The following is a 25,298-nucleotide window of genomic DNA, read 5'->3' as shown; positions in this document are numbered from 1 at the left end:
CTATGAGTGGGCTTCATGAATTATCGAGATCTGGATACCCATGACACAGAGTCGGTAACGCTGTTCGACGGCCTGTCGATCCTCGACGGACTTGCCACCGTGGTCCCCTTCTCCTACTTCAGGATTTTTTCAGCGCTCCCGGCTTCTTGCAGGATGCAAAGCCGCCCGGGTAACGCCATACTAATGGCTCAGGCCATCAACCGGATCATTTATGTCGGGTTCCTTGACGATCACTTCTCCTCAGCTTCCTCTGCGAGCATGCACAGAATGTGACCTGATCAGCGAGATCCCTCGGCTATCACCGGGAGAAGCCGCTCATTGCCCGCGCTGCAATCATGTCATGGCCCAACGCCATAACAAGCCGGCGACTCACGTGGTGGCGTATGCTTTAGCGGCTCTAGTGGCACTGGGTATCTCACTGCCCTTTACGTTCATCTCCTTCGAAGCCAATGGCGTACTGCGTCAGATGGGGTTGACCGAAGCCGCCACTACCCTGCTGGCAGAACATTATGAGCTGCTGTCGCTTCTGATCTGGTCGACCATCATTGTATTGCCCGGCCTTTATCTGCTCATCAGCATTTATCTGCACCTCGGTCCTCTATGGGGCTATACCCCACTGGCAAGGCGCTGGCTGGGGCGGCTTTTGAAGCGAATGCAACCGTGGATGATGGCCGACGTGTTTCTGATTGGCGTACTGGTGAGCATGGTCAAGGTACTGGCACTGGCAAGCATCGGCTTTGGCACGTCATTCTGGGCCTACGTCGCCTTTGTGGTATTAATGCTCAAGACCTCCAACGTCATGGATCATGACTGGCTTTGGACCTTTATCGCCGGACCTGATCGCCCGATACGTCATGCCATTGCCGGTCGAACCGGAGCATCCCAGGGCATGACCGGCTGCACGGTATGCCACGCCATCAATGACCTTGGTACCGGGAAAAAGCCCCGTTGTCGTCGCTGTGATGAGCGCCTGCACATGCGGAGGCCTCACAGTATTCAGGCCACCATGGCCTTGCTGCTGACCGCCGTACTGCTTTATATACCAGCCATGTTGTTGCCCATCATGACTGTTTCAACGCTGGGAGATCGCTCCCCACAGACCGTGATTGCCGGTGTGCTTCATTTGATCGGCAGTGGTGACTGGCCTATCGCCCTGATCATTTTTGTCGCCAGTGTCGTGATTCCCATCGCCAAGATCATGGCGCTGACCTGGTTATGCTGGAAGGTATATCGCCCAAGACCCTGGCGCCCACATGTACGTCACCGGTTGTACTTCATGACCGAGGTCATCGGCCGATGGTCCATGATCGATGTATTTGTCGTTGCTCTTCTGGTCGCACTGGTGCAGCTCGGTGCGATCATGGAAGTGTATCCCGGAGCAGGCGTTATCGCGTTTGCCAGTGTTGTCGTGATTACCATGATGGCAGCCATGCGTTTCGATCCCCGCCTGCTGTGGGACGAATTGAGTTATCAACAGGACCCATCCCATGAGCAAGTCTCCTCCTCAGGCGAAGCGTAAACGCCAAAAGTCCCTGTCACCGGTGTGGCTGGTGCCGCTGCTTGCCGTACTGATCGGTGGCTGGATGATTTACCACACCTTTTCATCCAGGGGGCCCGAAATCACGTTGATCATGGATAATGCAGAAGGCATTGAAGCTGACAAGACCCTGATCAAGGCCCGCAATGTCGAGGTAGGACGCGTCAATTCGGTGGCGCTTTCCGACGATACGACGCATGCCGTAGTAAAAGCCCGAATGCACAACAATACCGATGAGCTGCTGAACAAGGGAACACGCTTCTGGGTCGTCAAGCCCCGGGTAGGCCGTGAAGGCATCAGCGGTCTGAACACCGTGCTGTCAGGACCATATATTCAGCTACAGCCCGGCAGCTCTGAAGAGGAAAAAAGATCGTTCGAGATGCTCGACAAGCCTCCGGTCGCACCTCCGGATGCAGCAGGTCTACGCATCAACCTGACCAGCAATAATGCCAACGCCCTGAGCGTGGGCGACCCGGTCGTATTTCAGGGGTATACCGTCGGCCGGGTCGAAGCGTCCAATTTCGATGCTTCCGACCGCCTGATGCACTATCGCCTGTTCATCTTTGATTCCTATCAGACACTGGTGACCACCAATACGCGATTCTGGTCGGCCTCGGGCGTGCGGTTCGATCTGAGTACCGAGGGATTCAGCCTGAACCTTGCTTCCATCGAGTCACTTGTCAGTGGTGGAGTGACCTTTGGTGTTCCCGAGGATATTGCACCCGGTCAGGCCGTTGGCCCCTCCGAGAGCACCTTCGAGCTTTACAGTGATGAGGAAGCAGCGCTGCAGGGAAGCTTTAGCCATTACCTTAAATATGTGGTGCTGATAGATGATACGGTGCGTGGCCTGCACAAGGGCGCGCCTGTCGAATACCGCGGTGTTCGGGTCGGTACGGTGGATACCGTGCCCTATCGAATATCCCAGGTAGAAAAACAGTCGCTGACCAACTTCAAGATTCCGGTACTTGTACGTATCGAGCCTCAGCGACTTCAAAGCCAGATAGATGAAGAAAGCATCGAGCAATGGCATGCGCGAATCAACCGTCTGATCCATCGCGGCCTGAGAGCCTCACTCAAGGCCGGTAACCTGTTCACGGGTGCGCTGTTCGTTGATCTGAATTTCACCGACGAAGCCGGCCCCAAGGGCCCATTGCCCAAATTTGCAGGCGTGGACGTTATTCCAAGCCAGCCGGGCAGCTTTGCACAGATCGAACAGAAGGTATCGGCACTGCTCGACAAGCTGAACGGTCTCAATATCGAGCCGGCCCTGAACCATCTGGACAAGACGCTGGTCAGTTCGGACAAGCTGCTTACCTCGCTGAATGCCACGACACAGGAACTGAATACCCTGCTGAAGGACCCGGCGACTAAGGCTCTGCCTGACGGCATGCAGAAAACACTGGATTCCATCCAGGGAACACTGGACAGCTACAGTGAAGATACGCCGGCCTATGGCGAGCTGACCGATACGCTGAAATCGCTGCAGGAACTACTGAACAACCTTCAGCCAGTGGCCCGTACGCTCAGCGAAAAACCCAATGCCCTGCTGTTTAACCGCGAGGCAATCATGGACCCACAACCCAAGGCGGCCCCCTGACATGGTTTCAGTATTTCGCAGCATTGTCGGTACCAGCACACTGGCGGCCAGCCTGTTACTGGCAGGTTGTGCCGGCAGCAGCAGTACACAGTTTCATCGCTACACCCTTCCTGATGAAAGCCTCTCAGCCAATGTGAGCACTTCCTCACAGGAGCAGCTGCAGCCGGTTGCGGTACCGCTGGTGAGACTTGCCGATTATCTGTCGGGAGATGGCATCGTCATGCAGACCAGCGATATCGAAGTGCAGCAGGCTCAGGGGCACCTGTGGGCAGGCAATCTGGCACGCCAGTTGACTCGCCAGCTGCGCCGACAGCTTGCGTCGGGTCTGGGATCAGCAAAGGTGCTGGATCGCCCTTCAGGCGGCAGCGATACCCTGTCTGTACAGCTGGATCAGTTTCAGGGGCGCCATGATGGCCAGGCAGTTGTCGGCGGCAGCTATGAATTGCGTGATGGCGGCGACAACATCATTCTCAAGCAGGATTTTCATGTTACCGAGCCGCTGCAAAATGATGGTTACCCCGCCCTGGTACGTGCACTGGCTGCCGGATGGCAGCAGGTCGCAGGCCAAATGACGCAAGCCATTGTCGCGCATTCACGCCCCATGGCCTCCCCTGCTCCGTAAGACTCATCCATCATCCCATCATTCAGGGCACCACCAGCTGCTGGTGTGCCCTGCCTGTTCTCCCCAGCAGCCAGCGACTTCTGCCAGAGCATCATCGAGCTGTTCAGGCACCTGCCAAGGCGGATTAACGATCAATAGCCCGGAGCCATACATGCCGCGCTGAGCTCCAGGATCACGACGCACCAGCTCACTGCGCCACACCTTCCTGACTCCCAGAGCACTTATATGATCAAGCAGTTCCTGGTGACGCGCCGCAGGCAACAGCGGATACCAGATCAGCACGATGGCATGGCGCGCCATCTGCTGAATACGGCTGACCGTCTCGGCAACGTCACTGTATTCCTGCTTGAGTTCGAAGGACGGATCAATGATCACCATGGTGCGAGGCGTTGATGACGGCAACCTGGCCACCACCCCAGCCAGACCATCTGTTTGACGACACTGAGCACGAGCAAGAAAAGTCTGATGCTCAAGATGGGTAAACTCACCGGGATGAAGCTCGAATAACTCCAGCCTGTCCTGAGCTCGCAACCTGTCTGCCAGCCACCAGGGAGAGCCGGGATAGAACATCAGCTTTTGAGGATTGTCCTGTTGTTGCCCCAGCCGCAACAACCATTCAGACAGCAACGGATGATGCGGCGTCATGCGCATCAGCGGCGCCACGCCGTCTTCGTATTCAAGACCTCGCGCCATCTCGGGAGCTGTCACGGAGTACGCGCCTCGACCGGCATGCGTATCTATATACGTAACACCTGAATCCTTACGTAATAAGTGGTCAATGACCCCATAAAGGGCCAGATGTTTATGCACATCGGCAATGTTGCCGGCGTGATAGGCATGCTGATAGGAAAGCACCGGGGTCTCCTGGACAGAAAAAAGGCGCCTCGGCGGGCGCCCTGGAATACAGACTGACTGACTCAGCCCTGATTGGGTACAAGCGTTATTTCCACGCGACGATTCTGAGCACGACCGGATTCGGTAGCATTGCTGGCCACCGGATTTTGCTCGCCCCCTCCCTGAATATTCAGGCGGTTATACGCCACACCATCCTGAGCCAGATAATTGCCCACTGCCTGGGCACGTTGCTGTGACAGACGCTGATTGTAGGATTCAGCACCAGTGGAGTCGGTATAACCAATAATGTTGATATTGGTATCGCCATATTCCTTGAGTACTTGCGAGACACCGCTCAAGGCATTGTTGATCTGAGGCGTCAACTGAGTCGAATCCGATGCAAAGGTGATGCTGCCCGGCATGTTCAGAACGATCTGATCGCCGACACGCGAGACGCTGACGCCGGTACCCTGCATTTTTTGACGCAACTGGGCTTCCTGACGGTCCATGTAATAGCCAATGCCGCCGCCAGCCGCAGCGCCCAGAGCGGCGCCGATCAGTGCCTTGTCGGTACGGTGATGTCCGCTTTTGGTGGCGCCGGCAACAGCCCCGACGGCCGCGCCAATTCCTGCCCCCTTGGCCAGACTGGATGTCTGCTGTTCGTTGGTATACGGGTTATAGGTAGAACACCCTGCCAGCGCAATAGCGGCACTCAGCGGCAGCACCATCCACATTGTCTTTTTCATAGTCACTCCATCAAATCCTTGACGCTGCTCAGGCGATATCACATAACGCCAGAACATCATTTAGAAACAGCAATCCCTTGTCATTCACCTGAATACGGGAGCTCTCACTACTCAGTAAGCCGCGCTGTCGGGCAGGCAAAAGATGCGCTTGAAGTTGCTCCGATGACAGCCCGGTACGTTCATACCATAACGAGGATGGCACGCCTTCAACAAGGCGCAACGCGTTCATCAAGAATTCGAGCGGCAACTCTTCGGCGTCGATGGTTCGTTGCCCGGCCAGAAAACCTCTGGGGTCGACCCGCCGTCGCAGATACGCCTCAGGCTGGCGCGTTTTCCAGTAGCGTGAAACCGTCAGCTCTCCGTCATGCCCTCGATGGGTTATCTTTCCGTGCGCTCCGGCCCCGATGCCGAGGTAGTCTCCAAAAGTCCAGTAATTCAGGTTATGGCGTGATTGACGGCCGCCGCGTGCATAGGCCGAGATTTCATAACGCGCATACCCGACAGACTCCAGCCACCGATGCCCGGATTCCTGAATATCCACCAGCGTATCTTCGTCTGGCAGATCAGGTGGCCGGGAATAAAAGGCCGTATTCGGCTCAAGGGTCAACTGATACCAGGACAGATGCTCCGGGCCCAGTGCCTCTGCCGTTTTCAGATCATCCATGGCAGAGGCGACCGTCTGGCCCGGCAGGCCATGCATCAAATCGATATTGATGTTGTCAAAGCCTGCTGATCGCGCATGGGCAAAGGCAGAAAGGGCCTCTTCACGACCATGAATGCGGCCCAGAATCCTCAGCGCCGTTTCATCAAGACTTTGTACCCCCAGAGATAATCGGTTGATACCTGCCTCACGGTATCCTTCAAGATAGCGACGCTCGGCTGTCCCGGGGTTGGCTTCCATCGTGATTTCCGCATGATCGTCAAAGGCAGCATTGGCGCGCAGCGCCTCGAAAAGGCGAGCATAACCACGATCGGAGAACAGGCTGGGGGTTCCGCCACCGATGAAGACAGCACTGATGGCTCGGCCCTGAAGCATCGGAGCATCTGCCTTGAAATCATCGATCAGGGCATCGATATATGCCGCTTCATCCATACCCGCGCCAGCATCTGCCTGATGTGAATTGAAATCACAGTAGGGACACTTTTTGATACACCACGGCACATGTATATAGAGTGCAATTGAAGGTAGGATCATGTTCTGGACAAAAGGCCGATCAAATCTCGCACGGCACGGCCCCGATGGCTGTTGTGATTCTTGTCTTCCTTTGACAGCTCGGCTGCCGTGCACCGATGATCAGGTAGATAAAAAAGCGGGTCATAGCCGAACCCGCCTGCTCCCCGGGGCGACGTCAGTATTTCTCCCTGCCAGTCTCGTTGAACAATCAGAGGCACCGGATCGTCGGCATGGGTCAGATACACCAGCACACACCAGTAGCGGGCCTGACGGTGGCCGGAGGGCACATCTTCGAGGGCCTGCAATAGCCGGGTATTGTTATCGGTATCCGTTGAATCGGGGCCTGCATAGCGTGCGGAGTAGATACCGGGCGCGCCGGATAATGCATCAACAGCCAGACCCGAGTCGTCGGCAATCGCAGGGAGACCCGTCTGTCGTGATGCGTGTCGAGCCTTGAGCAGAGCGTTTTCAACGAATGTCAGGCCGGTTTCTTCAGCGCCTGACACGCCAAATTCAGACTGAGAGCAAATCGTCAGTCCCAGCGGCAACAGCAGCTGGCTGAACTCAGCGAGCTTGCCTGCGTTGCCACTTGCCAGTACCAGTGAGGGCATGGAGTAATCACCTTGGTGGAATAGGGGGCAAGTGTAATCCGGTTGGCATCACGCCACCATGAGCCTGAAGAGCGCCATTGACGTCACATGATGGCGCCTGGTCCCATTTGTTACTTGATTCATCCTTTAGCTAACGGCTGAATAGGCCGTAATACCAGGATGAAGCACGAGGCAGACCCGACATCGAAGGCTGCATCCAGCATTAGCGTTAAGGATATCAGGGCCGAAAATACAGGCCGGTAAAAATATGCTCATATGTGAAAACCGTTACCTTAAGTTACAAAAAGGGCGTATAGTTACTCAGGCTTGTCGCTGGTTTTCTACCGAACCACCTGACGACTCCCTAGCGCCTACAGCATCCAGGAGGCTGTGTGGAAATTGAAACCAGTGTCACGGTCGTACTCGTGACTGAAATAAATCCTCAAAGCGAGCTGTTCGTACAGTACGTCAGAGACAAGCTCAGCTGCGAGGTTGAAGCTCTGGGGCCCAGAGACAACGTGCCCGATGATAATGACAGGCACTTTGTTGTCTTGCTTGATGCTGACCATGTCAATGAAAAGGATATGCATCAGTGGGAGGAGTGCGCCGCCAGTGATCAAAACAACATGACCATGGCAGCGTTCAACCTGGCTGACGAGAATCAGGCAATCACACTGGCAACAACATTTCGCCTCCAGGGCGTATTTTATCGTCGAGACAGCCTGGCACTGATCTGCAAGGGCATTGCCAAGCTCATCAACAGCGAGCTCTGGATGTCCAGAACCCTGATGACGCGACTTATCAAGTTCTACCGGCGTCAACAGGTAAACGCCTACCGCCCGGCCTGTGGATTGACACACCGCGAGCTTGAAATTCTGCGTTTGCTGGGTACCGGCGCATCAAATACCGAGATCGCAAACCAGCTGTTCGTCAGCGAACATACTGTCAAGTCTCATCTCTATAATATCTTTCGCAAGCTCAAGGTCAAAAACCGGATACAGGCCATGAACTGGGTTCGTCAGAATCTGGGCACGCCGTCCATGACACAAGGCCAGTCAAGACAGGCCGACTAGATACCTGTGTATCAAAACGAAAAAGACCGCCGGCAGTGTACGGCGGTCTTTTTTTGTCTGTCGATGCCTTATCAGGCAGCTTTCAGTGGCTTTTCTGCAACGGGGGCAAAGGTGGCGGTGACGCCATTGAAGGCTTTCAGTTCGACCGTAATATTGCGCTCTCGAGAGGAAGCCATGAAGTTATCGATATCCTCGAAAATATCCGGGTCAATGTATCCGGCACTGCCCGCATCGATGATCAGATAGCTGTTTTCAGGTACCAGATCAAGATACTGTCGCAACCGCTCACGACTCAGAAACGAAATATCCTTGTGAATCCGTAACAGACAGTGATGCCCGCTTTTGTTGAAGGACATGACCGAACGATGGTTGGAACGCAGCATGAAGAACAGGCCGCACAGCACACCGACCGCTACTCCCTTGAGCAGATCCGTCATCATGATGACCACTACGGTCGTGGCAAAGGGGGCGAAGCGTTTCAGGCCAGACCTGTACAGGGACACCATCATTCCCGGCCTTGCCAGCTTGAAACCGGTATGGAGCAGAATCGCCGCCAGACACGCCAGTGGAATCCACTCAAGCATGAAGGCAAAAAACATCACACTGACCAGCAGCAGTGCCCCATGAATAAAGCCGGCCAGTCGGGTACGCCCACCTGCCTGTACGTTGGCAGAGCTTCGAACGATCACGGCCGTCAGTGGCAAACCCCCAATCATCCCGCACACCAGGTTGCCAACCCCTTGTGCCTTCAGTTCTCGATGCGGCGGTGAGTGGCGCTTGTAGGGGTCAATCTTGTCAACGGCCTCCAGGCTAAGCAGTGTCTCCAGACTGGCTATCAGAGCAATCGTCAGTGCCGTCATGTATACAGCCGGATCCAGGAGGCCACTCAAGGCAGGGCCCTGCAACTGCCCCAGAAAGGCGGCGGGACCATCCAGGCCGGGCAACTGTACATATTGCTCACTGTTCAGAACCGAAGGCGCTTGCACAAGCACGGACAGTCGATCGATACCGATCGCCACCACAACCGCCATCAAGGCCGCAGGAATACGTCGAAGATACCCCAGCCGCTGCCCGGCCGGACTGTCCCACAGCCAAAGAATCCCCAGAGATACCAGCGTAATGACCATTGCCAGAGGAGAAATCGCCTGAACCCATGCCGCCGGAGACAGACTTTCCGGTAATGCACCGTCCGGTATACCGAATGCCGTCGGCAATTGATTCAAAATCAGGATCAAACCAATTGCCGCCAGCATTCCCTTGATAACTGAAGCGGGAACATATGATCCAATCTTTCCAAGTTTGAGATAGCCAAATACCAGCTGCATTACGCCGGCCAGTACTGTGGCCATCATCATTTTTTCAAAACCGAGCGCATTGATGGCACCAAGGACAATGACAGTCAGACCAGCGGCAGGGCCACTGACACTCAATGCCGAGCCACTCAAGCTGGCGACTACCAGTCCTCCCACGATCCCCGCAATCAACCCCGATACCGGGGGAGCGCCAGAGGCAATGGCAATACCAAGGCACAATGGAATAGCCACCAGAAATACTACTAGCCCTGCCGGAAAATCCTGAGCACTGTATTTAAGCGTAAAGGGAAATGACATTCTGAACTCCTTTCAAAATAGGTTGATGCTGAATATCAGTCCGGTGTAACCCATCGGTCCGGCCCCACATCGTAGGCTGCGATTTCACGCAGCAGCCCTTCTTCCAGTGCATAAACCATTCCATGGAGCCGTATCCCCCTTTCCGTACCGGTTGCTGCCTGTTTTATTGCTTCGAAGCCGGATAGTTTTTCTATCTGGCTTATTACATTAAGTTCGACCAGACGATTTACCCGACTATTGTCATCGGGAAGCTCTTCGAGTTCCTTTTTGTTTTTATCTCTGGTTTCCTTTATTTCAACAAGGTGATTATCAACATGGAAAAGATTTGTTTTCTCTTCTTCCATGGCAGCTTTTACACCACCGCAAAGATGATGGCCGCAGACAACAATATGTTTAATACCAAGGGCATGAACAGCATATTCAATGGCGCTGGCACACCCCGGCTGATCAAGTGAAACAATATTTGCGACATTGCGGAAAATAAATAATTCGCCTGGATCAGCGTTACATAATAATTCTGCAGGTACACGACTATCTGCGCATCCTATCCAGAGGGCGTAAGGAACCTGTTTGATGGCCAAACGTTCAAAAAAGCCGGGGTCCTCTTCCACCTTCCTGCTTGCCCATGCCTGATTTTCAAGAAGAATTCTCTTATTAAAGTCCATCACCTTTCTCCAACCACACCATGAAAATGAGTCATCTTTTCTTCTTAGCCAAAAAACAAGTTCACCACCTTTTCATTAGGCCAAAGCGCCTTTTTTGTGCTCGTTGTGCCATTTCGGTTTAGAGAATTGTTAAAAACTGCGAAATGTAACGTTTTTCTCGTATAATTTGACCCAAATTCAGGATATGAAAAAAAGATATATTTAAATGCACATATAAACCCCGCTTTAGTGCTAGGTCACCGTATAGCAAACAACTTAAACAGGGTTTAAACCCGGCACGCCGGGTGATCAGACAAAATTAATATTTTAAATTTTATTAATAAACGTTATATTTTGTTTTATCCTGAAAGGAAGCTGCACTTTATCTCATTAAACTTAGGCATCACCCCATGGATAGCGCTGTGAAAACGATTATTATGGTAACGCTCGACAATCCACAGAATGAACTCTTCCTCGAATATTTGAGAACAGAGTTGGATTGCAGCGCGTATTCCATGGAGCCAGGTCAACTGGACCTGGAATCGGTGAGTGATACACCTGTACTGGTGTTGCTTGATCAGGACTATGTAGATGACGATATAGCTCGACAGTGGTCGCAGCATGCTCAGCAGAACGAGCAGTTTATTATGGCGGGATTTAATCTCGACACCGAGGAAGATGCCGTCAAGTTAATGATGCGCTTCCCACTTCAGGGTGTTTTCTATCGACGCGACCCCCTGAAGATGATCAGCAAGGGGGTAAATATTTTATTTACCGGCGAGATGTGGCTATCCCGCGCCCTGATGGAAAAACTGCTTTCAGCTTACTGGTATCGCCAGCGCAGCGAGTCTGCACCATTTAAATCGCTGACACGGCGCGAGATGGAAATTCTTCAATTATTGAAGACAGGAGCAAGTAATCATGACATTGCTCAGCAGCTGGCCATCAGTGAGCACACTGTCAAGTCACATCTGTACCATATCTTCAGAAAGCTGAAGGTCAGAAACCGCGCTCAGGCTCTTAATCTGCTGAGGGAGCAGCTTGACGCAGCCTTCTAGACAGAAGGCCACGTCCTTTTTGGTCAGACGAGGTGCAGGTGTTCCTTGATCAGAGACACCAGCGTGATATTGGCATCTTCTGCTGTGGTATCCAGATGAACCAGATGGGCCTGCTCATCGGATGTGAATGGTTCAAGGTTGGCCAGCTGGTGCTCCAGTACCTCCAGGCCTGCATCGGAAACGTTGTCACGCGACCGACTCCGCTTGGTAATTCGCCGTACCAGCGTCGCATGGTCAGCTTCGAAGCTGACCAGCAGCACTGGTAATCCCCGGCATTCGGCCTCATGCCTCAGCAGGGTTCGCTGCGCTTCTCGCAGGCACGTACCATCGACACAGACACTGTGCCCCGCCTGTAGCATCATGCCCGACAGCTCGGCCAATCTTGCATAGGTCCTTTCAGTGGCCACCGCCGTGTAAAGGCCTGATTCGATATCAACCTGTCGGGACGGGCCGAATGGGTTCATGCCATGGAGACGCTTGCGCTCCACATCCGATCGCACCCGAATTCCACCCAGTTGACGTACCGCCTGCTCGGTAAACCGGCTTTTCCCGCTGCCTGAAACTCCTACCGAAATAATCAGATACGGCATGGAGAACTCGCTGTAGCGCTCAGCCAGCGCCAGATAACGCCGAAAATCAGCCAGTACAGCATCCCTGTCGGCAGGATGCAGATCCGGCTGCTGAAACCGGAACATGGCGATCTTGGCGCGCACCATGGCACGATAGGCCTTGTAGAAGGGCAAAAGGCGTACCAGACCATAGTCGCCACTGCGTTCGAGATAGCGATCCAGTACCCGATTGGCAAGCTCCTGCTCACCACGCACTTCCAGATCCATGACCAGAAAGGCCAGCTCGCACCCGACATCATTCCAGCGGAACTGATCGTTGAATTCGATACAGTCAAAGATCAGCGCCCGACCGTTGTGCAGCACGGCGTTGGCCAGGTGAACGTCACCATGATTATTGCGGATAAACCCTTCATCATGCCGACGCTGAAATTCATCATGAAAGCGCTCGAAGGCGTTATCCGTCCATGCCTTCAACGCCACCAGACGCTCGAGATCAGAGGCATCACTTAACAGGGGTTCCAGCTGATCAAAGTTCTCGCGAGCCGGTGCATATACCGCTGCGGCCGTGCCGAACTCGCTGTCGACATCCGCCTGTTCGGTGCCTGCGTGAAAGGCCACCAGCTGATCCACCAGATCATCCATGAGAGTCTGTGTCAGCTGTCCGGTGGCCTGCAGGGTACTGAACAGTCCTTCATTATCGAATTGCTGCATACAGACGGCATATTCGAACGGCTCACCCTCACCATCCAGTTCAGGACGCTCCGGTGTTCCCGTAATTGGCACAACGCGCAGGTAAAGATCGCCTGCGAGGCGTTTATTCAGTCGTACTTCCTCTTCACAGAAATGCCGCCTCTTTTCCAGTGTCGAAAAATCCAGAAAGCCGAAATCAAGTGGCTTCTTGATCTTGTAGGCATATCTTCCGGTCATGATGATCCATGAAATATGCGTCTCACGCACATCAAAAGCATCTACATCATGGTGATAGCAGGCTGCGTCCTGCAATGCGTTAATCAACGTCTGACTCAAAATCATGCCTCCCATGACGATGTCATCGTCATGTCAATCAGTCCGCCAGACCTGTGTCAGAAAGACCTGACGGCAGAATAATGGAATTCAGGATGTCATCTCGGCGAAGACATGTTCGGCCGCGTCCAGGGTATCCTGAAGGTCTTGTTCGCTGTGGGCACTCGACATGAACCCGGCTTCATAATTTGAAGGCGCCATGTAAATACCGCGTGCCAGCATGCCGGTAAAGAACTGCCGAAACGCTTCTACGTTGCAATGTGTCGCAGCATCAAAGTCACTGACGTCGGTAGCGGTAGTAAAGAAAATGCCGAACATCCCGCCGGCACGCTGGGTGATCAGGGGAATACCTGCCGCGCGAGCACGAGCCTCAAGCCCATCACATAGTGTATTGACACGTTGTGTCAGCTCATCATGAAAACCGGGGGTGCGAATCTTGTTCAACAGCGTAATGCCTGCGGCCATGGCCAGCGGATTTCCGGCCAGCGTGCCAGCTTGATACACCGGGCCCAGCGGTGAAATGTACTCCATGATATGACGCTTGCCACCAAAGGCGCCGACCGGCATGCCGCCGCCGACAATCTTGCCCAGGCAGGTCAGATCGGGCGTAACACCGTAATGCGCCTGAGCACCGCCAAGCGCTACCCGAAATCCGGTCATGACTTCATCGAGAATCAGAACGCTGCCGTGAGCATCACAGACTTCGCGAAGGGTTTCCAGAAATCCTGGGGCCGGAGGGATGCAGTTCATGTTGCCTGCAACCGGCTCGACGATGATTGCTGCGACCTGGTCACCTTCGGCGGCAAAGAAATCACGCACGCCATCACTGTCGTTATAGCCAAGCGTGATGGTGTGCTCGGCAAGCGATGCAGGCACGCCGGGCGAGCTCGGCTCACCGTGGGTCAGTGCACCGGACCCGGCCTTGACGAGCAGGGAGTCAACATGGCCGTGATAATTGCCTTCAAACTTGACGATCTTGTCACGCCCGGTAAAGCCACGGGCCAGACGAATGGCAGACATGGTGGCCTCGGTGCCCGAGTTGACCATTCTTACCATGTCCATGGAAGGCATGATCTCGCAGATAAGGTCCGCCATGTCCGTTTCGATCGCGGTCGGCGTGCCAAAGGACAGGCCATTGTCGAGTCGATCACGTACGGCAGAAAGTACATCGTCATCGGCATGCCCGGTAATCATCGGACCCCATGAGCCGACATAGTCAATATAACGCTTGCCTTCGACATCAAACAGGTAGGCCCCCTTGGCCCGCTCGATGAATACCGGCGCCTGATCAAGCCCCTTGAAGGCTCGCACTGGCGAATTGACGCCACCGGGAATATGGCGTTGTGCACGGGAAAAGAGTTCTTCGGAAGTCGCCATGACAGTGTCCTGAATAACAATGGGTAAAAAGGGTTACTACCGGAAAATTGCCAGAGGCAATCCAGCCTTCAGCTGTCGCACACGTTGCCCAGGATCAGGGTACCGGAACACGGCACCCACAACAGCAATCAGGTCAGCTCCGGCGGCGGCTACCTCCGGCGCAGTATCGCTGTCAATACCACCAATCGCGGCGACAGGGCAGCCAAGTTGTCGAGCCTCGCTCAAAACCGATAATGGCGCAGCCACTGCACCGGGCTTGGTACGGGAAGGATAAAAACGACCGAACGCCACGTAGCTGGCGCCATTGTCCAGCGCCTTGCGAGCCAATGCCAGATCACCATGACAGGTAGCACCGATAATGGCGTCTGTACCCAGCATGCTGCGCGCCCAGGCCACATCAGCATCATCGGTGCCTACGTGTACTCCAGCTCCCACGGCGCTGGCCAGCATGACGTCATCGTTGATGATCAGAGGGGTATTTGATGCCTGACACTGCTCGGCCAGCCAGTGGGCCTGACGATACCGAAAGGCATCGTCCGTGGATTTATTACGGTACTGAAGCAGCGCCACTCCCTCGCGGAGTACTGCCCTTATCGCAGACATGAATGTATCTTCATCTGCCAGCAGATCTGCGTCGGTGATGACATATAGCCCGGACTGCCAGGCTTTTGCAGAATCGCGCGCGTCAGTGAAGGCAGCCGTCATGAAGCAGACTCCTGTTCGGTCGGGCATCGGTTGGGAAACGCCTGACCGCCGCCCTGTTGCAGCGATCGATCAAGCGTCTGCCATGTGTAGCGCTGTGCCAGTAGGCAGGATGACACTACCGTTTCGCCACGAGCCAGCCAGACTGCGCAGCTTGCGGCCAGCGTGCAACCCGATCCATGGAACTGGCCGGGCAAGCGAGACCAGACCCAGCTTTCTACCGGGTTACCCCCTGTATAAAGCTGATGCCTGACAACCCTGTCCGCCAACGGCGCGTGATCTGTTCCGGTTACCAGCACATGTTCAGCACCCTGACGATAAATACGGTGAAGCGCGTCATCCACGTCAGGGGTGCCCGCCAGTCTGAAAAGCTCCAGATGATTTGGCGTCAACAGGGTTACCAGCGGCAATAGCCGCTCACGAAAGGCATCAACGAGAGTGTCGGAGGACAGCTCCCGACCACCGCCGGCCTTCAGTACCGGATCGATAACGACAGGCACTTCAGGATGGCGACGGCAGACCTGCTCAATGACGGTGATGGCTTCCAGGCTGGACACCAGCCCTACCTTGATCGCCTGGAGCGACATGTCCTGCTCAATGCAGTGCACCTGCTCCGCCATGACCTGTGGATCGACCGGGTAGACCGCATGCACGTCACGGCTATCCTGTACTGTCAGTGCCGTGGGCACGGTCACCGGCCAGCCCTGCTGAGCTCGAATGGCCTCCACATCAGCAACCATGCCTGCCCCTCCAGTCGGGTCATGACCGCTGAAGACCAGCACGACCGGCAATGTCAAAACGGCTTGACCACCGTCAGGATGACGACCGCCACCAGCACAAGCGTAGGCACCTCATTGAAAAACCGGTAGAAGACGTGACGGCGCGTCTTGCCGCCATTGGCAAAGCGCTTCAAATGAGCCAGACACATGTGATGAAAGCCAATGAGGACAACCACCAGTGCGGCCTTGGTATAAAACCATCCCTGCTGAAGGACAGACGGATTCAACACCACAAGCCACAACCCAAGCACCACAACACAGACCATGGCTGGAACCATGATGCCCCGATAAAGCTTGCGCTCCATCACCTGAAAACGCTGACAACCGGTTTCATCGCCCTCTTCCAGAGCGTAGGCGTGATATACAAATAGACGTGGCAGATAAAACAGCGCGGCAAACCAGGCCACGATGGCAATCAGGTGAAAAGACAGCACCCACGGATACATAACAACTCCTTCACTCAGGCTCACGGCAGGATCGGGCTATCGACGATAGCGATAATAATTTTCGATTGAATCACGGGTAATAATACCGGAAATTTTTTTGATCAGGGGCGCAGTCGTATGTTCAACGTACAGGGCATCAACACCATATTCCGTCAGCTGATCAAAGGCTTCCGACAATGTGGCCTGAAGATCGATTGGGGCCAGCTCAATCCGCTTCGCGGGTATATCCATCAGATTGATGGTATCGATGCCTTCCCACTCGTCATCCAGAAGAACACGAGCAAGATCTGCCGCACTCATGGCCAGTGGCCGCTGATCCTTGTCATCACGATCAATGACAACCCACACCGGCTTGGCCTCGAGAAAACGCTGTGCCCTGGCGCGCTCCAGCCTTTCGGGTGACCGCACAATGGCACGGTCCATCACTGCCGGGACGGCAATACGGGATAACGCCTGCATCAGAGGCTGCTGAAGCGGGTGAAGCCCCTGAGAGGACAGCGTGGACACAAAAAATCCCTGACAGTGCCAGCACTGTCGGCTGGCCAACCCGGAAACCACTACGGCCAGCATGCCATAGATGATGATGCTGGTATTATGAGTCAGCTCTATCAACACCATTATGGCCGCCAGCGGTGCCTGAAGTACGGCTCCCAGCATTGCTGCCATGCCAAGCATGGTATAAAGATCATGATTGGAAGCAATGGCCGGCAACAAGGCCTCTCCCGCTATACCACACAACGCGCCTGCCGTGGCACCGATCACCATGATGGGCCCGATCATGCCGATGGGAATTCCCCAGGCAAAGGTCAGGGCCGTCAGAATCAGCTTGCCCCCCGCCACGACAAGAAGCATGATCAGGCTGGGAGACTGGTTCAACGTGTAATCGACCGTATCGTAGCCAATGCCCTGCACTTCAGGATAAAACCACGCTATCGCCCCCGTCATGCCGCCGATAATCAGTGCCCGCCACCACCAGCCAATATGATTTTGAGTCTGGGCAAGACGCACCAGCCGAATAAATGCACCGGCCATCAAACCAAGTACCAGCGCCATCATGCTGATCCAGGGAAGGTCCGTCAGTTGACCGGTAATGTCATCAGGAATCGTGAAGGCCGGTTCTACACCATACATAAGCTGTGAAACCACAGCGCCCATGGTGGAAGCCAGAATGATCGGCATGAATCCGGTAATGGTGTATTCCATCATCACCACTTCCATGGCAAAGATCACACCCGTGATGGGCGTATTGAACGAAGCTGAAATTCCGGCAGCCGTTCCGCACCCAACAAGCACTCTCAAACTGTTGTGCGGCAACCGAAGCCGTTCTCCCATCCAGCTTGATGCACCAGCGCCTAGATGAATCGCAGGCCCTTCACGGCCCGCCGACAGCCCGCCCATTACTGACAGGATGCCCACCCACCACTGGTTTACCCAGTTGAGCAGTGGCATCTGTCCCTGATGGTAGCTCAGGCGTTCGATCACATGACCCACCCCCATTTTGGTGTGCTTTTGTGACTGCAGGGCCAGCGCGCTCATGATGAGCACCGATGCCGTGATCGGCAGCACCGAGCGCACCCAGGGCAATAGGTGCTCGAAGTCTTCCGAGCGCTGATCCGGCATCAGCATCATGGCACCAAGATCAATCAGCTCACGAAAGCCGATCAGAATGCCTCCCGTCAGCGTACCGGACAGAAACCCCAGCAGGCACAACTGTGGAAGCGCATCGATACTGGCCAGTTGACGTCTGAAATTATCCAGTGAAAATCGGGTGACGCTGGAGCGACGGTAGCGCACGCATTTCTCGCTTCATTGAAGTTAAGGTTCGGCATTGCCGGGCAAGACACAATGCACCTTTATGTGCCCATGTTTGACCCGACACAATGTAGCCAACGATAATGATATCTTCCTTCCATGCGAAAGCAGGAGTCTGCAATGAGCGGGGTTACTTCCTTTGTACCCACCCCTTTGATACTGACAGATCGTGCGGCTTCTCGCGTTAGAATGCTGACCGATGAACAGGGCAATGACGAACTCAAGCTGAGAGTTTACGTAACCGGCGGTGGCTGTTCGGGGTTCCAGTATGGATTTGATCTTGTCGACGAGCTGCAGGAAGACGATACGCTGATTGAAAACGGTAACGTTACCATGGCTATCGATCCATTGAGTTACCAGTATCTGGTCGGCTCGACCGTCGATTTTGAAGAGGGTCTGGCAGGTGCTCGATTCCTGATTCAGAACCCGAACGCCACCACAACCTGTGGCTGTGGTGCATCCTTCATGGTCTGATCAACCGATCAGATCTCTCATTTTACCGCCGTCAGGCGGTATTTTTTTGTTATACACACCCGAATTTGATTTTTTTTGCCTGTGGATAACATTTTTCCTTCATTTGCCCTTCCAGCCTGTCACAGCAGGGCATGCAGAGGATAGCTGCATGCCATTTCACCTATTGATAACCAGGCTTACAGCTACGGTATGCGGGCGTTGATAAATCAGGGATAATCCGCCCTGTGGATGAACGCTCATGTTATCCACATACTGTCAGACCTCCCCACCCAGCTTTTCAACCGTATGTCACTGTAATTGTGAACACGACACTGTTTTGTTCTAAAGCGGGAAAAATGCCTTATCCACAGAAAGTGGCGTACACAATAATCACAACCACTACAAAAATTCTTTAAATAAATTCTTTATATTTAATTAAAGACCTGAAAAGACCAAGGTGTGGAAAACACTGACGGTTACTCACAGGCACGTTATACTGCGCGGAATTCAAAGATCACTTCTTCACCTCCTGACGTAACGAGGTCACGCCGTGAATTATCCGGACCGCTTTGATGTCATCATCATCGGCGGTGGCCATGCTGGAACCGAAGCCGCACTTGCCGCCGCTCGCATGGGATGCCAAACCCTGCTGCTGACACACAACATCGAGACACTTGGTCAGATGTCGTGTAATCCTGCCATTGGCGGGATCGGCAAGAGTCACCTTGTCAAGGAAATTGACGCACTGGGTGGCGCCATGGCACTGGCAACGGACCAGGGTGGTATTCAGTTTCGAGTACTCAACGCTCGCAAGGGGCCTGCTGTACGGGCAACACGGGCACAGGCTGATCGGGTACGCTACAAGGCAGCCATTCGATCCATTCTTGAAAACCAGCCCAATCTGACGTTGTTCCAGCAGGCCGCCGACGATTTGATCGTCGATAACGATACGGTTCGTGGTGTTGTCACAAGCAGCGGTATTCGGTTTTTCGGCGAGACAGTCGTGCTGTGTACCGGTACGTTTCTGGGCGGAATCATTCATATCGGCCTTGAAAAACAGACCGGTGGCAGGGCAGGAGATCCTCCGGCCAATGCGCTGGCACAACGGTTACGTGAGCTGCCTTTCCATGTCGGTCGTCTCAAGACAGGAACACCTCCCAGAATCGATGCCAGAAGCGTTGATTTCTCGGAATTGACGGAACAGCCTGGCGATACACCACTGCCGGTCATGTCCTATCTGGGACACCGCAACATGCATCCTGCTCAGGTGAGCTGCCATATCGCGCATACCAATGAACAAACGCATGACATCATCCGCAATAACCTTGATCGTTCCCCGATGTATTCAGGCGTAATCGATGGTATAGGGCCACGATACTGCCCTTCCATCGAAGACAAGATTCATCGTTTTGCCGACAAGAACAGCCACCAGATATTTCTCGAGCCCGAAGGGCTTGATACTCATGAGCTCTATCCCAACGGCATTTCCACATCATTGCCGTTTGATATCCAGCTCTCCCTGGTTCGTTCCATCAAGGGCCTTGAGAAGGCGCACATAACCCGGCCGGGTTATGCCATTGAGTATGATTTCTTCGATCCCCGAGATCTGAAGCACTCACTGGAAACCAGGTTCATTCATAACCTGTTTTTTGCCGGACAGATCAATGGCACAACAGGGTACGAAGAAGCCGGAGCCCAGGGGCTGCTTGCCGGACTTAACGCTGCTCGTCGTGCCAAATCGCTCGAGAGCTGGTGCCCACGGCGCGATGAAGCCTACATCGGCGTTATGGTGGATGATCTGATCCGAATGGGAACGCAGGAACCCTATCGAATGTTTACCTCGCGCGCGGAATATCGGTTGCTGCTGAGGGAAGACAATGCTGATCTGAGGCTGACTCCTGTAGGGCGCGAACTTGGCGTAGTGGATGACGCTCGCTTCAAGGCATTCGATGAAAAACGCACGATGATGGAGCAGGAAAGTCAGCGGCTGGCATCTACCTGGATACAACCGGGATCACCAGAGGCTGATCGGCTCAAGGACAAGACCGGCCCGCTCGGACGGGAATATCGTTTGCTTGACCTGCTGCGACGCCCGGAACTGACTTATGACGATATAGCGCCTCTTGCAGAAGGCGGGATTGATAATCCAGACGTCATTGAACAGGTACAGATCCAGGCCAAGTATCAGGGCTACATCGAGCGGCAGCAGCAGGATATTGACAAGCTGCGTCGCCACGAAGCAATGGCCCTGCCGGCATCACTTGATTACAGTCGTATAGAGGGGCTGTCGAATGAAATTCGACAGAAGCTGGCAGCCGCACGCCCCGAAACCCTGGCTCAGGCCGGACGAATTTCCGGTGTTACCCCGGCAGCAGTATCGCTTTTGCTGATTTATCTTAAAAAGCATGGTCTTGCCACTCACCTGAAGAGTGCTGATTCGGCATGACACCGCGTTGCGAACAAATTCTTGAAAACGGACTGGCAGCCATGGCGCTGCCACTTTCCAGTACGACGCAACAGCGATTACTGGATTATGTCGCCTTGTTGCACAAGTGGAACAAGGCTTATAACCTCACCGCCGTTCGCGACCCGGAACAGATGGTTTCGCGGCACGTGCTGGACAGTTTAAGTATCATGCCCTGGGTGACTGGCCCTTGCCTGCTTGATATCGGAGCTGGCGCCGGCTTGCCTGGACTGGTGCTGGCCATGGTAAACCCGGAGCTTCAGGTAACTCTGGTGGACAGCAATGGCAAGAAGGTCCGCTTTCAGCAGCATGCCTGCCTGGCGCTGGGTATCGACAACGCCGTGCCGGTGCACACCCGCATCGAGGCCTTCAATCCGCCACGGCCGTTTGAACAGATTGTAAGCCGTGCCTTTTCCTCCCTGACGGATTTTGTAGAGCTGAGTCAGCCATTTCTGGCTCAGGGGGGCGAATGGCTGGCCATGAAGGGGCGGCTTGATACAGAAGACACCACTCTGCCTTCAGGGGTTCAGGCGCACGATAGTGTGCCCCTGAATGTGCCGGGGGAAACCGGGCAACGCCATTTGGTGCGTGTTCGGAAAACAGCTCTCTAGCGCCATGACATGTTTGGCTAAAGGAATGTAATCGTGACCCGGATTATCGCCCTGACCAACCAGAAAGGCGGTGTTGGCAAGACTACCACCGCTGTCAATCTGGCAGCAGGCCTGGCGGGCCTGAAAAAACGCGTATTGCTGGTGGATCTTGACCCTCAGGGCCATGCCACCATGGGCAGCGGCATCGATAAGCATACGCTTGAACAGGGCAGTGTACTGGACGTCCTGCTTGGTGAACGGCGCGCAGAAGAGGTCATGGTCTTCGCGCCGGCGGCAGGCTATACCGTACTGCCTGGCAATGGTGATCTTACCGCGGCCGAAGTTGACCTGCTCGAGCGAGATGGTCGTGAGCGTTGCCTTGATACTGCCCTTGGTGCCGTTGCAGACCAGTTTGATGTCATATTGATTGACTGCCCGCCATCATTGAACATGCTGACCGTCAATGCGCTTACCGCTTCCCATGGTGTGCTTATCCCCCTGCAGTGCGAGTTCTATGCGTTGGAAGGGCTGTCAGCGCTGCTGGATACGGTAGAACAGATCCGTGACAGTGTGAATCCGGACCTTGAGGTCTACGGCATTGTTCGTACCATGTTTGATAATCGCAACAGTCTGACGCGTGATGTCAGTAAGCAGCTGTCCGATTATTTTGGCGATGTGCTGCTTAAAACCGTGATTCCACGCAATGTCCGCGTTGCTGAAGCCCCAAGCCATGGTCTGCCGGTTACAAGCTACGCCAGACTGTCTCGGGGAAGTCATGCCTACAGAGTTTTGGCCAAGGAATTGAGCCGCCGTCTGTCGCTGTAATGTGAGGAAATACCATGACGCGCAAGCGTGCTTTAGGACGAGGATTGGATGCATTGATCGGAGCTGGCGCCAGGCAGCGTTCACAGCTTCAGGCACCCTTGTCACCTGCAGAAAGTGATATTTCGACGCTCGATCCCGTTGAGTCATGCGAGCAACCCGAGTCAGTCGATGAAGCGCTGCTGGCATTGCCACTGCATCAGTTGCGACGCGGCAAGTACCAGCCTCGTCGCGATATGCAACCTGAGCGTCTTGAGGAACTGGCTGGTTCGATCCGTGCTCAGGGAGTCATGCAGCCAATCGTCGTCCGGCCGGTCAGCGACCGCGGTCCGGTTTCCTATGAAATCATTGCTGGCGAGCGCCGTTGGCGCGCTGCCCAGCTGGCGGAGCTGACGACCATTCCTGCCATCGTCCGCACCATGGATGATGAGACGGCACTGGCGATGTCGTTGATCGAAAATATTCAGCGTGAAAATCTTAGCGTCATTGAAGAGGCACTGGCGTTGAAACGCTTGATTGATGAATTTGACCTGACGCAGCAACAGGCCGCCAACGCGGTGGGGCGCTCCAGAGCGCAGGTCGCCAATCTGCTTCGTCTGCTGGCGCTTGATGATGAAGTGCAAACCCTGCTGGAGCGTGGTGATCTCGATATGGGGCATGCGCGTGCGCTGCTGGCGCTTAAAGGCTTGAAGCAGCGTCATACCGCACGAGATGTGGTATCCCGGGAACTGACCGTTCGGCAAACCGAGGAGCTGGTCAAGCGTGTACAGGCAGGGCAGGCCGAAAGCAGCAAGTCATCAATACATTCTGAAAATACCGATGTCGCCCATCTAGAGACTCAACTGGGCGAATTGTTGGGAGCCGCCGTCAAGATTGCACACGGCAAGGCTGGCAAGGGAAGGCTGACCATTCGCTATACCAGTCTGGATGAGCTGGATGGCATTTTGTCGCACATAAAATGATGCGGATTAAGTGCGGTTTAATTGACATTACGCGTTGGCTGTAAATTGCTGCGTAATGTCGGCACTTTAGTGGCAATCAGGTGAAAAATCACGATATTTGACTGCTTTTACATTGAAGCACATGCAGTGCTCTCTTATAATCCGCCGAGCTTTGTCTGCCGGGCAACAGCCCGACAGATGCAAGTAACCTGGGACGTGCGACTGGTAACATGACAAACCATACCCCCGCAGCAATCAAACGCCCTGTTGTCTTTCGTTTGCTGGCAGTACAGGCACTGGTGGTCATGGTCATGATACTGGTCGGCGGATGCCTTCACGGCATCGAGGGTGCGGTATCTTCCCTCAAGGGAGGGATCGTCTGCCTTCTGCCCAATCTGTATTTTGCATGGCGCGCCTTTATCGTTCAGGGAGCACGGCATGCCCAGCAGATCATTACCGGGTTTTACCGGGCTGAAGCCGGAAAGTTTGGTTTGACGGTGGCGTTGTTCCTCGTGATCTTCGTCGCAGTGCCTCCTTCAAACCCAGCTTATTTTTTTGGCGCTTACGTGGCGGCACTGTGCGTTCACTGGCTGAGTCCATTGCTGGTAAAGCGTCCCTAGTCGCCCAAGGAACCGAGGCAGAGTTATGGCAGGCAACACTCCGACTTCATCGGAATATATTCAGCACCACCTTCAAAACCTGACCTTCGGGTACCACCCCGAAAACGGTCTGTCGCTGGCGCATAATGCAGCAGAAGCGGCGGATATGGGGTTCTGGGCGATTCACCTTGATACCATGGGATGGTCCATTGCCTGTGGCGTTCTTTTCCTTTTCGTGTTCAGGAAGGTGGCACGCTCAGCCACTACCGGTGTTCCGAGTGGCCTGCAGAACTTCGTCGAAATGATCGTTGAATTCGTAGACAGCTCCGTCAAGGAAACGTTCCACGGCAAGAGCAAGCTGATCGCCCCGCTGTCGCTGACCATTTTCTGCTGGATCTTCCTGATGAACATGCTGGATCTGGTGCCAGTGGACTGGGTGCCGGAACTTGCCAAGCGCATTGGCGTAGACTTTTTCGGTGCCGACCCGCATCACGTGTTCTTCCGCATCGTGCCGACCACTGACATCAATGCCACCTTTGGCCTGTCGTTGAGCGTTTTTGCGCTGATTCTGTTCTATTCCATCAAAATGAAAGGGTTCTCCGGCTTTATCGGTGAGCTCACGCTCCATCCGTTCTCCAGCTCCAACATGCTGATTCAGGCGATCCTTATCCCGGTCAACCTGTTGCTCGAGCTGGTAACCCTGCTGGCCAAGCCCGTATCACTCGCATTGCGTTTGTTCGGTAACCTGTATGCCGGTGAGCTTATTTTCATTCTGATTGCCCTGCTTGGGCTGTGGCAGCTGCCACTGCACTTCGCCTGGGCGACGTTCCACATCCTGATCATCGTGTTGCAAGCCTTTATCTTCATGATGCTGACGATTGTTTATCTCAGTCAGGCCAGTGAAGATCACTGATGCTGATCGGATACCCTTGACCCTTAACCAACCCTAACCACTACTTGATGCACAATCTGGGAGAGTAACCATGGATCCTTTAATTCTCGGTATGACTGCTATTGCCGTATCCCTGCTGATCGGTCTCGGCGCCCTTGGCACCGCTATCGGTTTTGGTCTGCTGGGCGGCAAGTTCCTTGAAGGCGCGGCACGTCAGCCGGAAATGATCCCGCAGCTGCAGGTCAAAATGTTCATCGTGGCGGGCCTGCTGGATGCCGTTGCCATGATCGGCGTAGGTATCGGTCTGTTCTTCACCTTCGCTAACCCGTTTGTGGGCTAATGTC

Annotated in this window: 26 protein-coding genes; 14 read left to right on the top strand and 12 right to left on the bottom strand. The window is 54.4% G+C overall.

Annotation, left to right across the window (positions count from 1 at the left end; all coding sequences use genetic code 11):
• Nucleotides 1–15 precede the first annotated feature (15 nt).
• The 4 genes from OQ287_RS06835 to OQ287_RS06820 are packed head-to-tail and all read left to right on the top strand — an operon-like array spanning nt 16 to nt 3,756.
• The gene (locus OQ287_RS06835; protein WP_265896349.1) at nt 16–273 is read left to right on the top strand and encodes a hypothetical protein; all 258 of its coding nucleotides are present in this window, start codon (nt 16–18) and stop codon (nt 271–273) included.
• On the top strand, nt 212–1,519 hold the full coding sequence (locus tag OQ287_RS06830) for a paraquat-inducible protein A (protein WP_265895947.1): 1,308 nt from the start codon (nt 212–214) through the stop codon (nt 1,517–1,519). The genes OQ287_RS06835 and OQ287_RS06830 overlap by 62 nt, the downstream gene beginning before the upstream one ends.
• Nucleotides 1,488–3,134, top strand: a complete 1,647-nt coding sequence (gene pqiB, locus OQ287_RS06825) for an intermembrane transport protein PqiB (protein WP_250934730.1) — start codon at nt 1,488–1,490, stop codon at nt 3,132–3,134. Before OQ287_RS06830 ends, pqiB begins: the two co-directional genes overlap by 32 nt.
• A gap of 1 nt (nt 3,135) precedes the next feature.
• The gene (locus tag OQ287_RS06820) at nt 3,136–3,756 is read left to right on the top strand and encodes a PqiC family protein (protein WP_265895946.1); all 621 of its coding nucleotides are present in this window, start codon (nt 3,136–3,138) and stop codon (nt 3,754–3,756) included.
• Between the two features lie 18 nt (nt 3,757–3,774).
• Here the strand turns inward: OQ287_RS06820 and rlmJ are convergent, their stop codons facing one another.
• From rlmJ to rdgB, 4 genes are all read right to left on the bottom strand, one after another.
• Entirely contained in the window at nt 3,775–4,566 is a 792-nt protein-coding gene (gene rlmJ / locus OQ287_RS06815; RefSeq protein ID WP_322974119.1) for a 23S rRNA (adenine(2030)-N(6))-methyltransferase RlmJ, read from the bottom strand.
• Nucleotides 4,567–4,673: 107 nt separating this feature from the next.
• Complete coding sequence (locus OQ287_RS06810) at nt 4,674–5,336, bottom strand: OmpA family protein (RefSeq protein ID WP_250934723.1); 663 nt, start codon at nt 5,334–5,336, stop codon at nt 4,674–4,676.
• Between the two features lie 28 nt (nt 5,337–5,364).
• Nucleotides 5,365–6,531, bottom strand: a complete 1,167-nt coding sequence (gene hemW / locus OQ287_RS06805) for a radical SAM family heme chaperone HemW (RefSeq protein WP_265895944.1) — start codon at nt 6,529–6,531, stop codon at nt 5,365–5,367.
• Nucleotides 6,528–7,121: an RdgB/HAM1 family non-canonical purine NTP pyrophosphatase gene (gene rdgB, locus OQ287_RS06800; protein ID WP_265895943.1), complete on the bottom strand. Its 594-nt coding sequence runs from the start codon at nt 7,119–7,121 to the stop codon at nt 6,528–6,530. Before rdgB ends, hemW begins: the two co-directional genes overlap by 4 nt.
• A gap of 371 nt (nt 7,122–7,492) precedes the next feature.
• On the opposite strand from rdgB, the gene OQ287_RS06795 reads away from it, so the two are divergent.
• Nucleotides 7,493–8,173: a LuxR C-terminal-related transcriptional regulator gene (locus OQ287_RS06795; protein ID WP_322974104.1), complete on the top strand. Its 681-nt coding sequence runs from the start codon at nt 7,493–7,495 to the stop codon at nt 8,171–8,173.
• 71 nt (nt 8,174–8,244) lie between these two features.
• Here the strand turns inward: OQ287_RS06795 and OQ287_RS06790 are convergent, their stop codons facing one another.
• Both OQ287_RS06790 and OQ287_RS06785 read right to left on the bottom strand, forming a co-directional pair.
• Nucleotides 8,245–9,783, bottom strand: a complete 1,539-nt coding sequence (locus OQ287_RS06790; protein ID WP_265895942.1) for a SulP family inorganic anion transporter — start codon at nt 9,781–9,783, stop codon at nt 8,245–8,247.
• Between the two features lie 35 nt (nt 9,784–9,818).
• Nucleotides 9,819–10,448 carry a carbonic anhydrase gene (locus OQ287_RS06785; protein ID WP_250934717.1) on the bottom strand — a complete coding sequence of 210 codons (630 nt, stop codon included), beginning with the start codon at nt 10,446–10,448 and terminating at the stop codon, nt 9,819–9,821.
• Between the two features lie 401 nt (nt 10,449–10,849).
• On the opposite strand from OQ287_RS06785, the gene OQ287_RS06780 reads away from it, so the two are divergent.
• Nucleotides 10,850–11,485, top strand: coding sequence for a response regulator transcription factor (locus OQ287_RS06780; protein WP_250934716.1), 636 nt, complete (start codon nt 10,850–10,852; stop codon nt 11,483–11,485).
• A gap of 23 nt (nt 11,486–11,508) precedes the next feature.
• On the opposite strand, the gene OQ287_RS06775 is transcribed toward OQ287_RS06780, so the two are convergent.
• The 6 genes from OQ287_RS06775 to OQ287_RS06750 all read right to left on the bottom strand — a co-directional run bounded on the left by OQ287_RS06775 (nt 11,509) and on the right by OQ287_RS06750 (nt 18,175).
• A complete protein-coding gene (locus tag OQ287_RS06775; RefSeq protein WP_265895940.1) occupies nt 11,509–13,095 on the bottom strand; it encodes a bifunctional aminoglycoside phosphotransferase/ATP-binding protein in 1,587 nt (528 codons plus the stop codon).
• A 72-nt stretch (nt 13,096–13,167) separates the two neighbouring features.
• Nucleotides 13,168–14,454 (bottom strand): glutamate-1-semialdehyde 2,1-aminomutase, encoded by a 1,287-nt coding sequence (gene hemL, locus OQ287_RS06770; RefSeq protein WP_250934714.1) that lies wholly within the window; start codon nt 14,452–14,454, stop codon nt 13,168–13,170.
• 36 nt (nt 14,455–14,490) lie between these two features.
• Nucleotides 14,491–15,159, bottom strand: a complete 669-nt coding sequence (gene thiE, locus OQ287_RS06765) for a thiamine phosphate synthase (protein ID WP_265895939.1) — start codon at nt 15,157–15,159, stop codon at nt 14,491–14,493.
• The gene (thiD, locus tag OQ287_RS06760; RefSeq protein WP_265896336.1) at nt 15,156–15,938 is read right to left on the bottom strand and encodes a bifunctional hydroxymethylpyrimidine kinase/phosphomethylpyrimidine kinase; all 783 of its coding nucleotides are present in this window, start codon (nt 15,936–15,938) and stop codon (nt 15,156–15,158) included. Before thiD ends, thiE begins: the two co-directional genes overlap by 4 nt.
• Before the next feature lie 11 nt (nt 15,939–15,949).
• Nucleotides 15,950–16,381: a protoporphyrinogen oxidase HemJ gene (hemJ, locus tag OQ287_RS06755; RefSeq protein ID WP_250934710.1), complete on the bottom strand. Its 432-nt coding sequence runs from the start codon at nt 16,379–16,381 to the stop codon at nt 15,950–15,952.
• Between the two features lie 36 nt (nt 16,382–16,417).
• A complete protein-coding gene (locus tag OQ287_RS06750) occupies nt 16,418–18,175 on the bottom strand; it encodes a chloride channel protein (protein WP_265895938.1) in 1,758 nt (585 codons plus the stop codon).
• 138 nt (nt 18,176–18,313) lie between these two features.
• Between OQ287_RS06750 and erpA the strand changes: the two genes are divergently transcribed.
• From erpA to atpE, 8 genes are all read left to right on the top strand, one after another.
• On the top strand, nt 18,314–18,667 hold the full coding sequence (gene erpA / locus OQ287_RS06745) for an iron-sulfur cluster insertion protein ErpA (RefSeq protein WP_250934706.1): 354 nt from the start codon (nt 18,314–18,316) through the stop codon (nt 18,665–18,667).
• Between the two features lie 529 nt (nt 18,668–19,196).
• Nucleotides 19,197–21,092 (top strand): tRNA uridine-5-carboxymethylaminomethyl(34) synthesis enzyme MnmG, encoded by a 1,896-nt coding sequence (gene mnmG, locus OQ287_RS06740; RefSeq protein WP_250934705.1) that lies wholly within the window; start codon nt 19,197–19,199, stop codon nt 21,090–21,092.
• Nucleotides 21,089–21,721, top strand: a complete 633-nt coding sequence (rsmG, locus tag OQ287_RS06735; RefSeq protein ID WP_250934704.1) for a 16S rRNA (guanine(527)-N(7))-methyltransferase RsmG — start codon at nt 21,089–21,091, stop codon at nt 21,719–21,721. The genes mnmG and rsmG overlap by 4 nt, the downstream gene beginning before the upstream one ends.
• Before the next feature lie 33 nt (nt 21,722–21,754).
• Nucleotides 21,755–22,525, top strand: coding sequence for a ParA family protein (locus OQ287_RS06730; protein WP_265895937.1), 771 nt, complete (start codon nt 21,755–21,757; stop codon nt 22,523–22,525).
• A 14-nt stretch (nt 22,526–22,539) separates the two neighbouring features.
• A complete protein-coding gene (locus OQ287_RS06725; RefSeq protein WP_265895935.1) occupies nt 22,540–23,484 on the top strand; it encodes a ParB/RepB/Spo0J family partition protein in 945 nt (314 codons plus the stop codon).
• Between the two features lie 209 nt (nt 23,485–23,693).
• Nucleotides 23,694–24,083, top strand: a complete 390-nt coding sequence (locus OQ287_RS06720; protein ID WP_265895934.1) for an ATP synthase subunit I — start codon at nt 23,694–23,696, stop codon at nt 24,081–24,083.
• A 25-nt stretch (nt 24,084–24,108) separates the two neighbouring features.
• Nucleotides 24,109–24,975, top strand: a complete 867-nt coding sequence (gene atpB, locus OQ287_RS06715; RefSeq protein WP_250934700.1) for a F0F1 ATP synthase subunit A — start codon at nt 24,109–24,111, stop codon at nt 24,973–24,975.
• A 70-nt stretch (nt 24,976–25,045) separates the two neighbouring features.
• The gene (gene atpE / locus OQ287_RS06710) at nt 25,046–25,294 is read left to right on the top strand and encodes a F0F1 ATP synthase subunit C (protein WP_250934698.1); all 249 of its coding nucleotides are present in this window, start codon (nt 25,046–25,048) and stop codon (nt 25,292–25,294) included.
• Nucleotides 25,295–25,298 lie beyond the last annotated feature (4 nt).

The sequence above is a fragment of the Larsenimonas rhizosphaerae genome, assembly GCF_026240105.1.
GTDB classification, from domain to species: Bacteria; Pseudomonadota; Gammaproteobacteria; order Pseudomonadales; family Halomonadaceae; genus Larsenimonas; species Larsenimonas rhizosphaerae.
This window is presented reverse-complemented; position numbering and strand designations above follow the sequence as displayed.

Excerpts from the sequence above, each read along its gene's own strand:
- hemW (WP_265895944.1), bottom strand. The coding sequence starts at position 6,531 with ATGATCCTACCTTCAATTGCACTCTATATACATGTGCCGTGGTGTATC.
- atpE (WP_250934698.1), top strand. The coding sequence starts at position 25,046 with ATGGATCCTTTAATTCTCGGTATGACTGCTATTGCCGTATCCCTGCTG.
- rsmG (WP_250934704.1), top strand. The coding sequence starts at position 21,089 with ATGACACCGCGTTGCGAACAAATTCTTGAAAACGGACTGGCAGCCATG.
- OQ287_RS06720 (WP_265895934.1), top strand. The coding sequence starts at position 23,694 with ATGACAAACCATACCCCCGCAGCAATCAAACGCCCTGTTGTCTTTCGT.
- OQ287_RS06725 (WP_265895935.1), top strand. The coding sequence starts at position 22,540 with ATGACGCGCAAGCGTGCTTTAGGACGAGGATTGGATGCATTGATCGGA.
- OQ287_RS06790 (WP_265895942.1), bottom strand. The coding sequence starts at position 9,783 with ATGTCATTTCCCTTTACGCTTAAATACAGTGCTCAGGATTTTCCGGCA.
- hemL (WP_250934714.1), bottom strand. The coding sequence starts at position 14,454 with ATGGCGACTTCCGAAGAACTCTTTTCCCGTGCACAACGCCATATTCCC.
- pqiB (WP_250934730.1), top strand. The coding sequence starts at position 1,488 with ATGAGCAAGTCTCCTCCTCAGGCGAAGCGTAAACGCCAAAAGTCCCTG.
- erpA (WP_250934706.1), top strand. The coding sequence starts at position 18,314 with ATGAGCGGGGTTACTTCCTTTGTACCCACCCCTTTGATACTGACAGAT.
- OQ287_RS06810 (WP_250934723.1), bottom strand. The coding sequence starts at position 5,336 with ATGAAAAAGACAATGTGGATGGTGCTGCCGCTGAGTGCCGCTATTGCG.
- OQ287_RS06835 (WP_265896349.1), top strand. The coding sequence starts at position 16 with ATGAATTATCGAGATCTGGATACCCATGACACAGAGTCGGTAACGCTG.
- hemJ (WP_250934710.1), bottom strand. The coding sequence starts at position 16,381 with ATGTATCCGTGGGTGCTGTCTTTTCACCTGATTGCCATCGTGGCCTGG.
- thiE (WP_265895939.1), bottom strand. The coding sequence starts at position 15,159 with ATGACGGCTGCCTTCACTGACGCGCGCGATTCTGCAAAAGCCTGGCAG.
- atpB (WP_250934700.1), top strand. The coding sequence starts at position 24,109 with ATGGCAGGCAACACTCCGACTTCATCGGAATATATTCAGCACCACCTT.
- rdgB (WP_265895943.1), bottom strand. The coding sequence starts at position 7,121 with ATGCCCTCACTGGTACTGGCAAGTGGCAACGCAGGCAAGCTCGCTGAG.
- OQ287_RS06775 (WP_265895940.1), bottom strand. The coding sequence starts at position 13,095 with ATGGGAGGCATGATTTTGAGTCAGACGTTGATTAACGCATTGCAGGAC.
- OQ287_RS06785 (WP_250934717.1), bottom strand. The coding sequence starts at position 10,448 with ATGGACTTTAATAAGAGAATTCTTCTTGAAAATCAGGCATGGGCAAGC.
- OQ287_RS06830 (WP_265895947.1), top strand. The coding sequence starts at position 212 with ATGTCGGGTTCCTTGACGATCACTTCTCCTCAGCTTCCTCTGCGAGCA.
- OQ287_RS06820 (WP_265895946.1), top strand. The coding sequence starts at position 3,136 with ATGGTTTCAGTATTTCGCAGCATTGTCGGTACCAGCACACTGGCGGCC.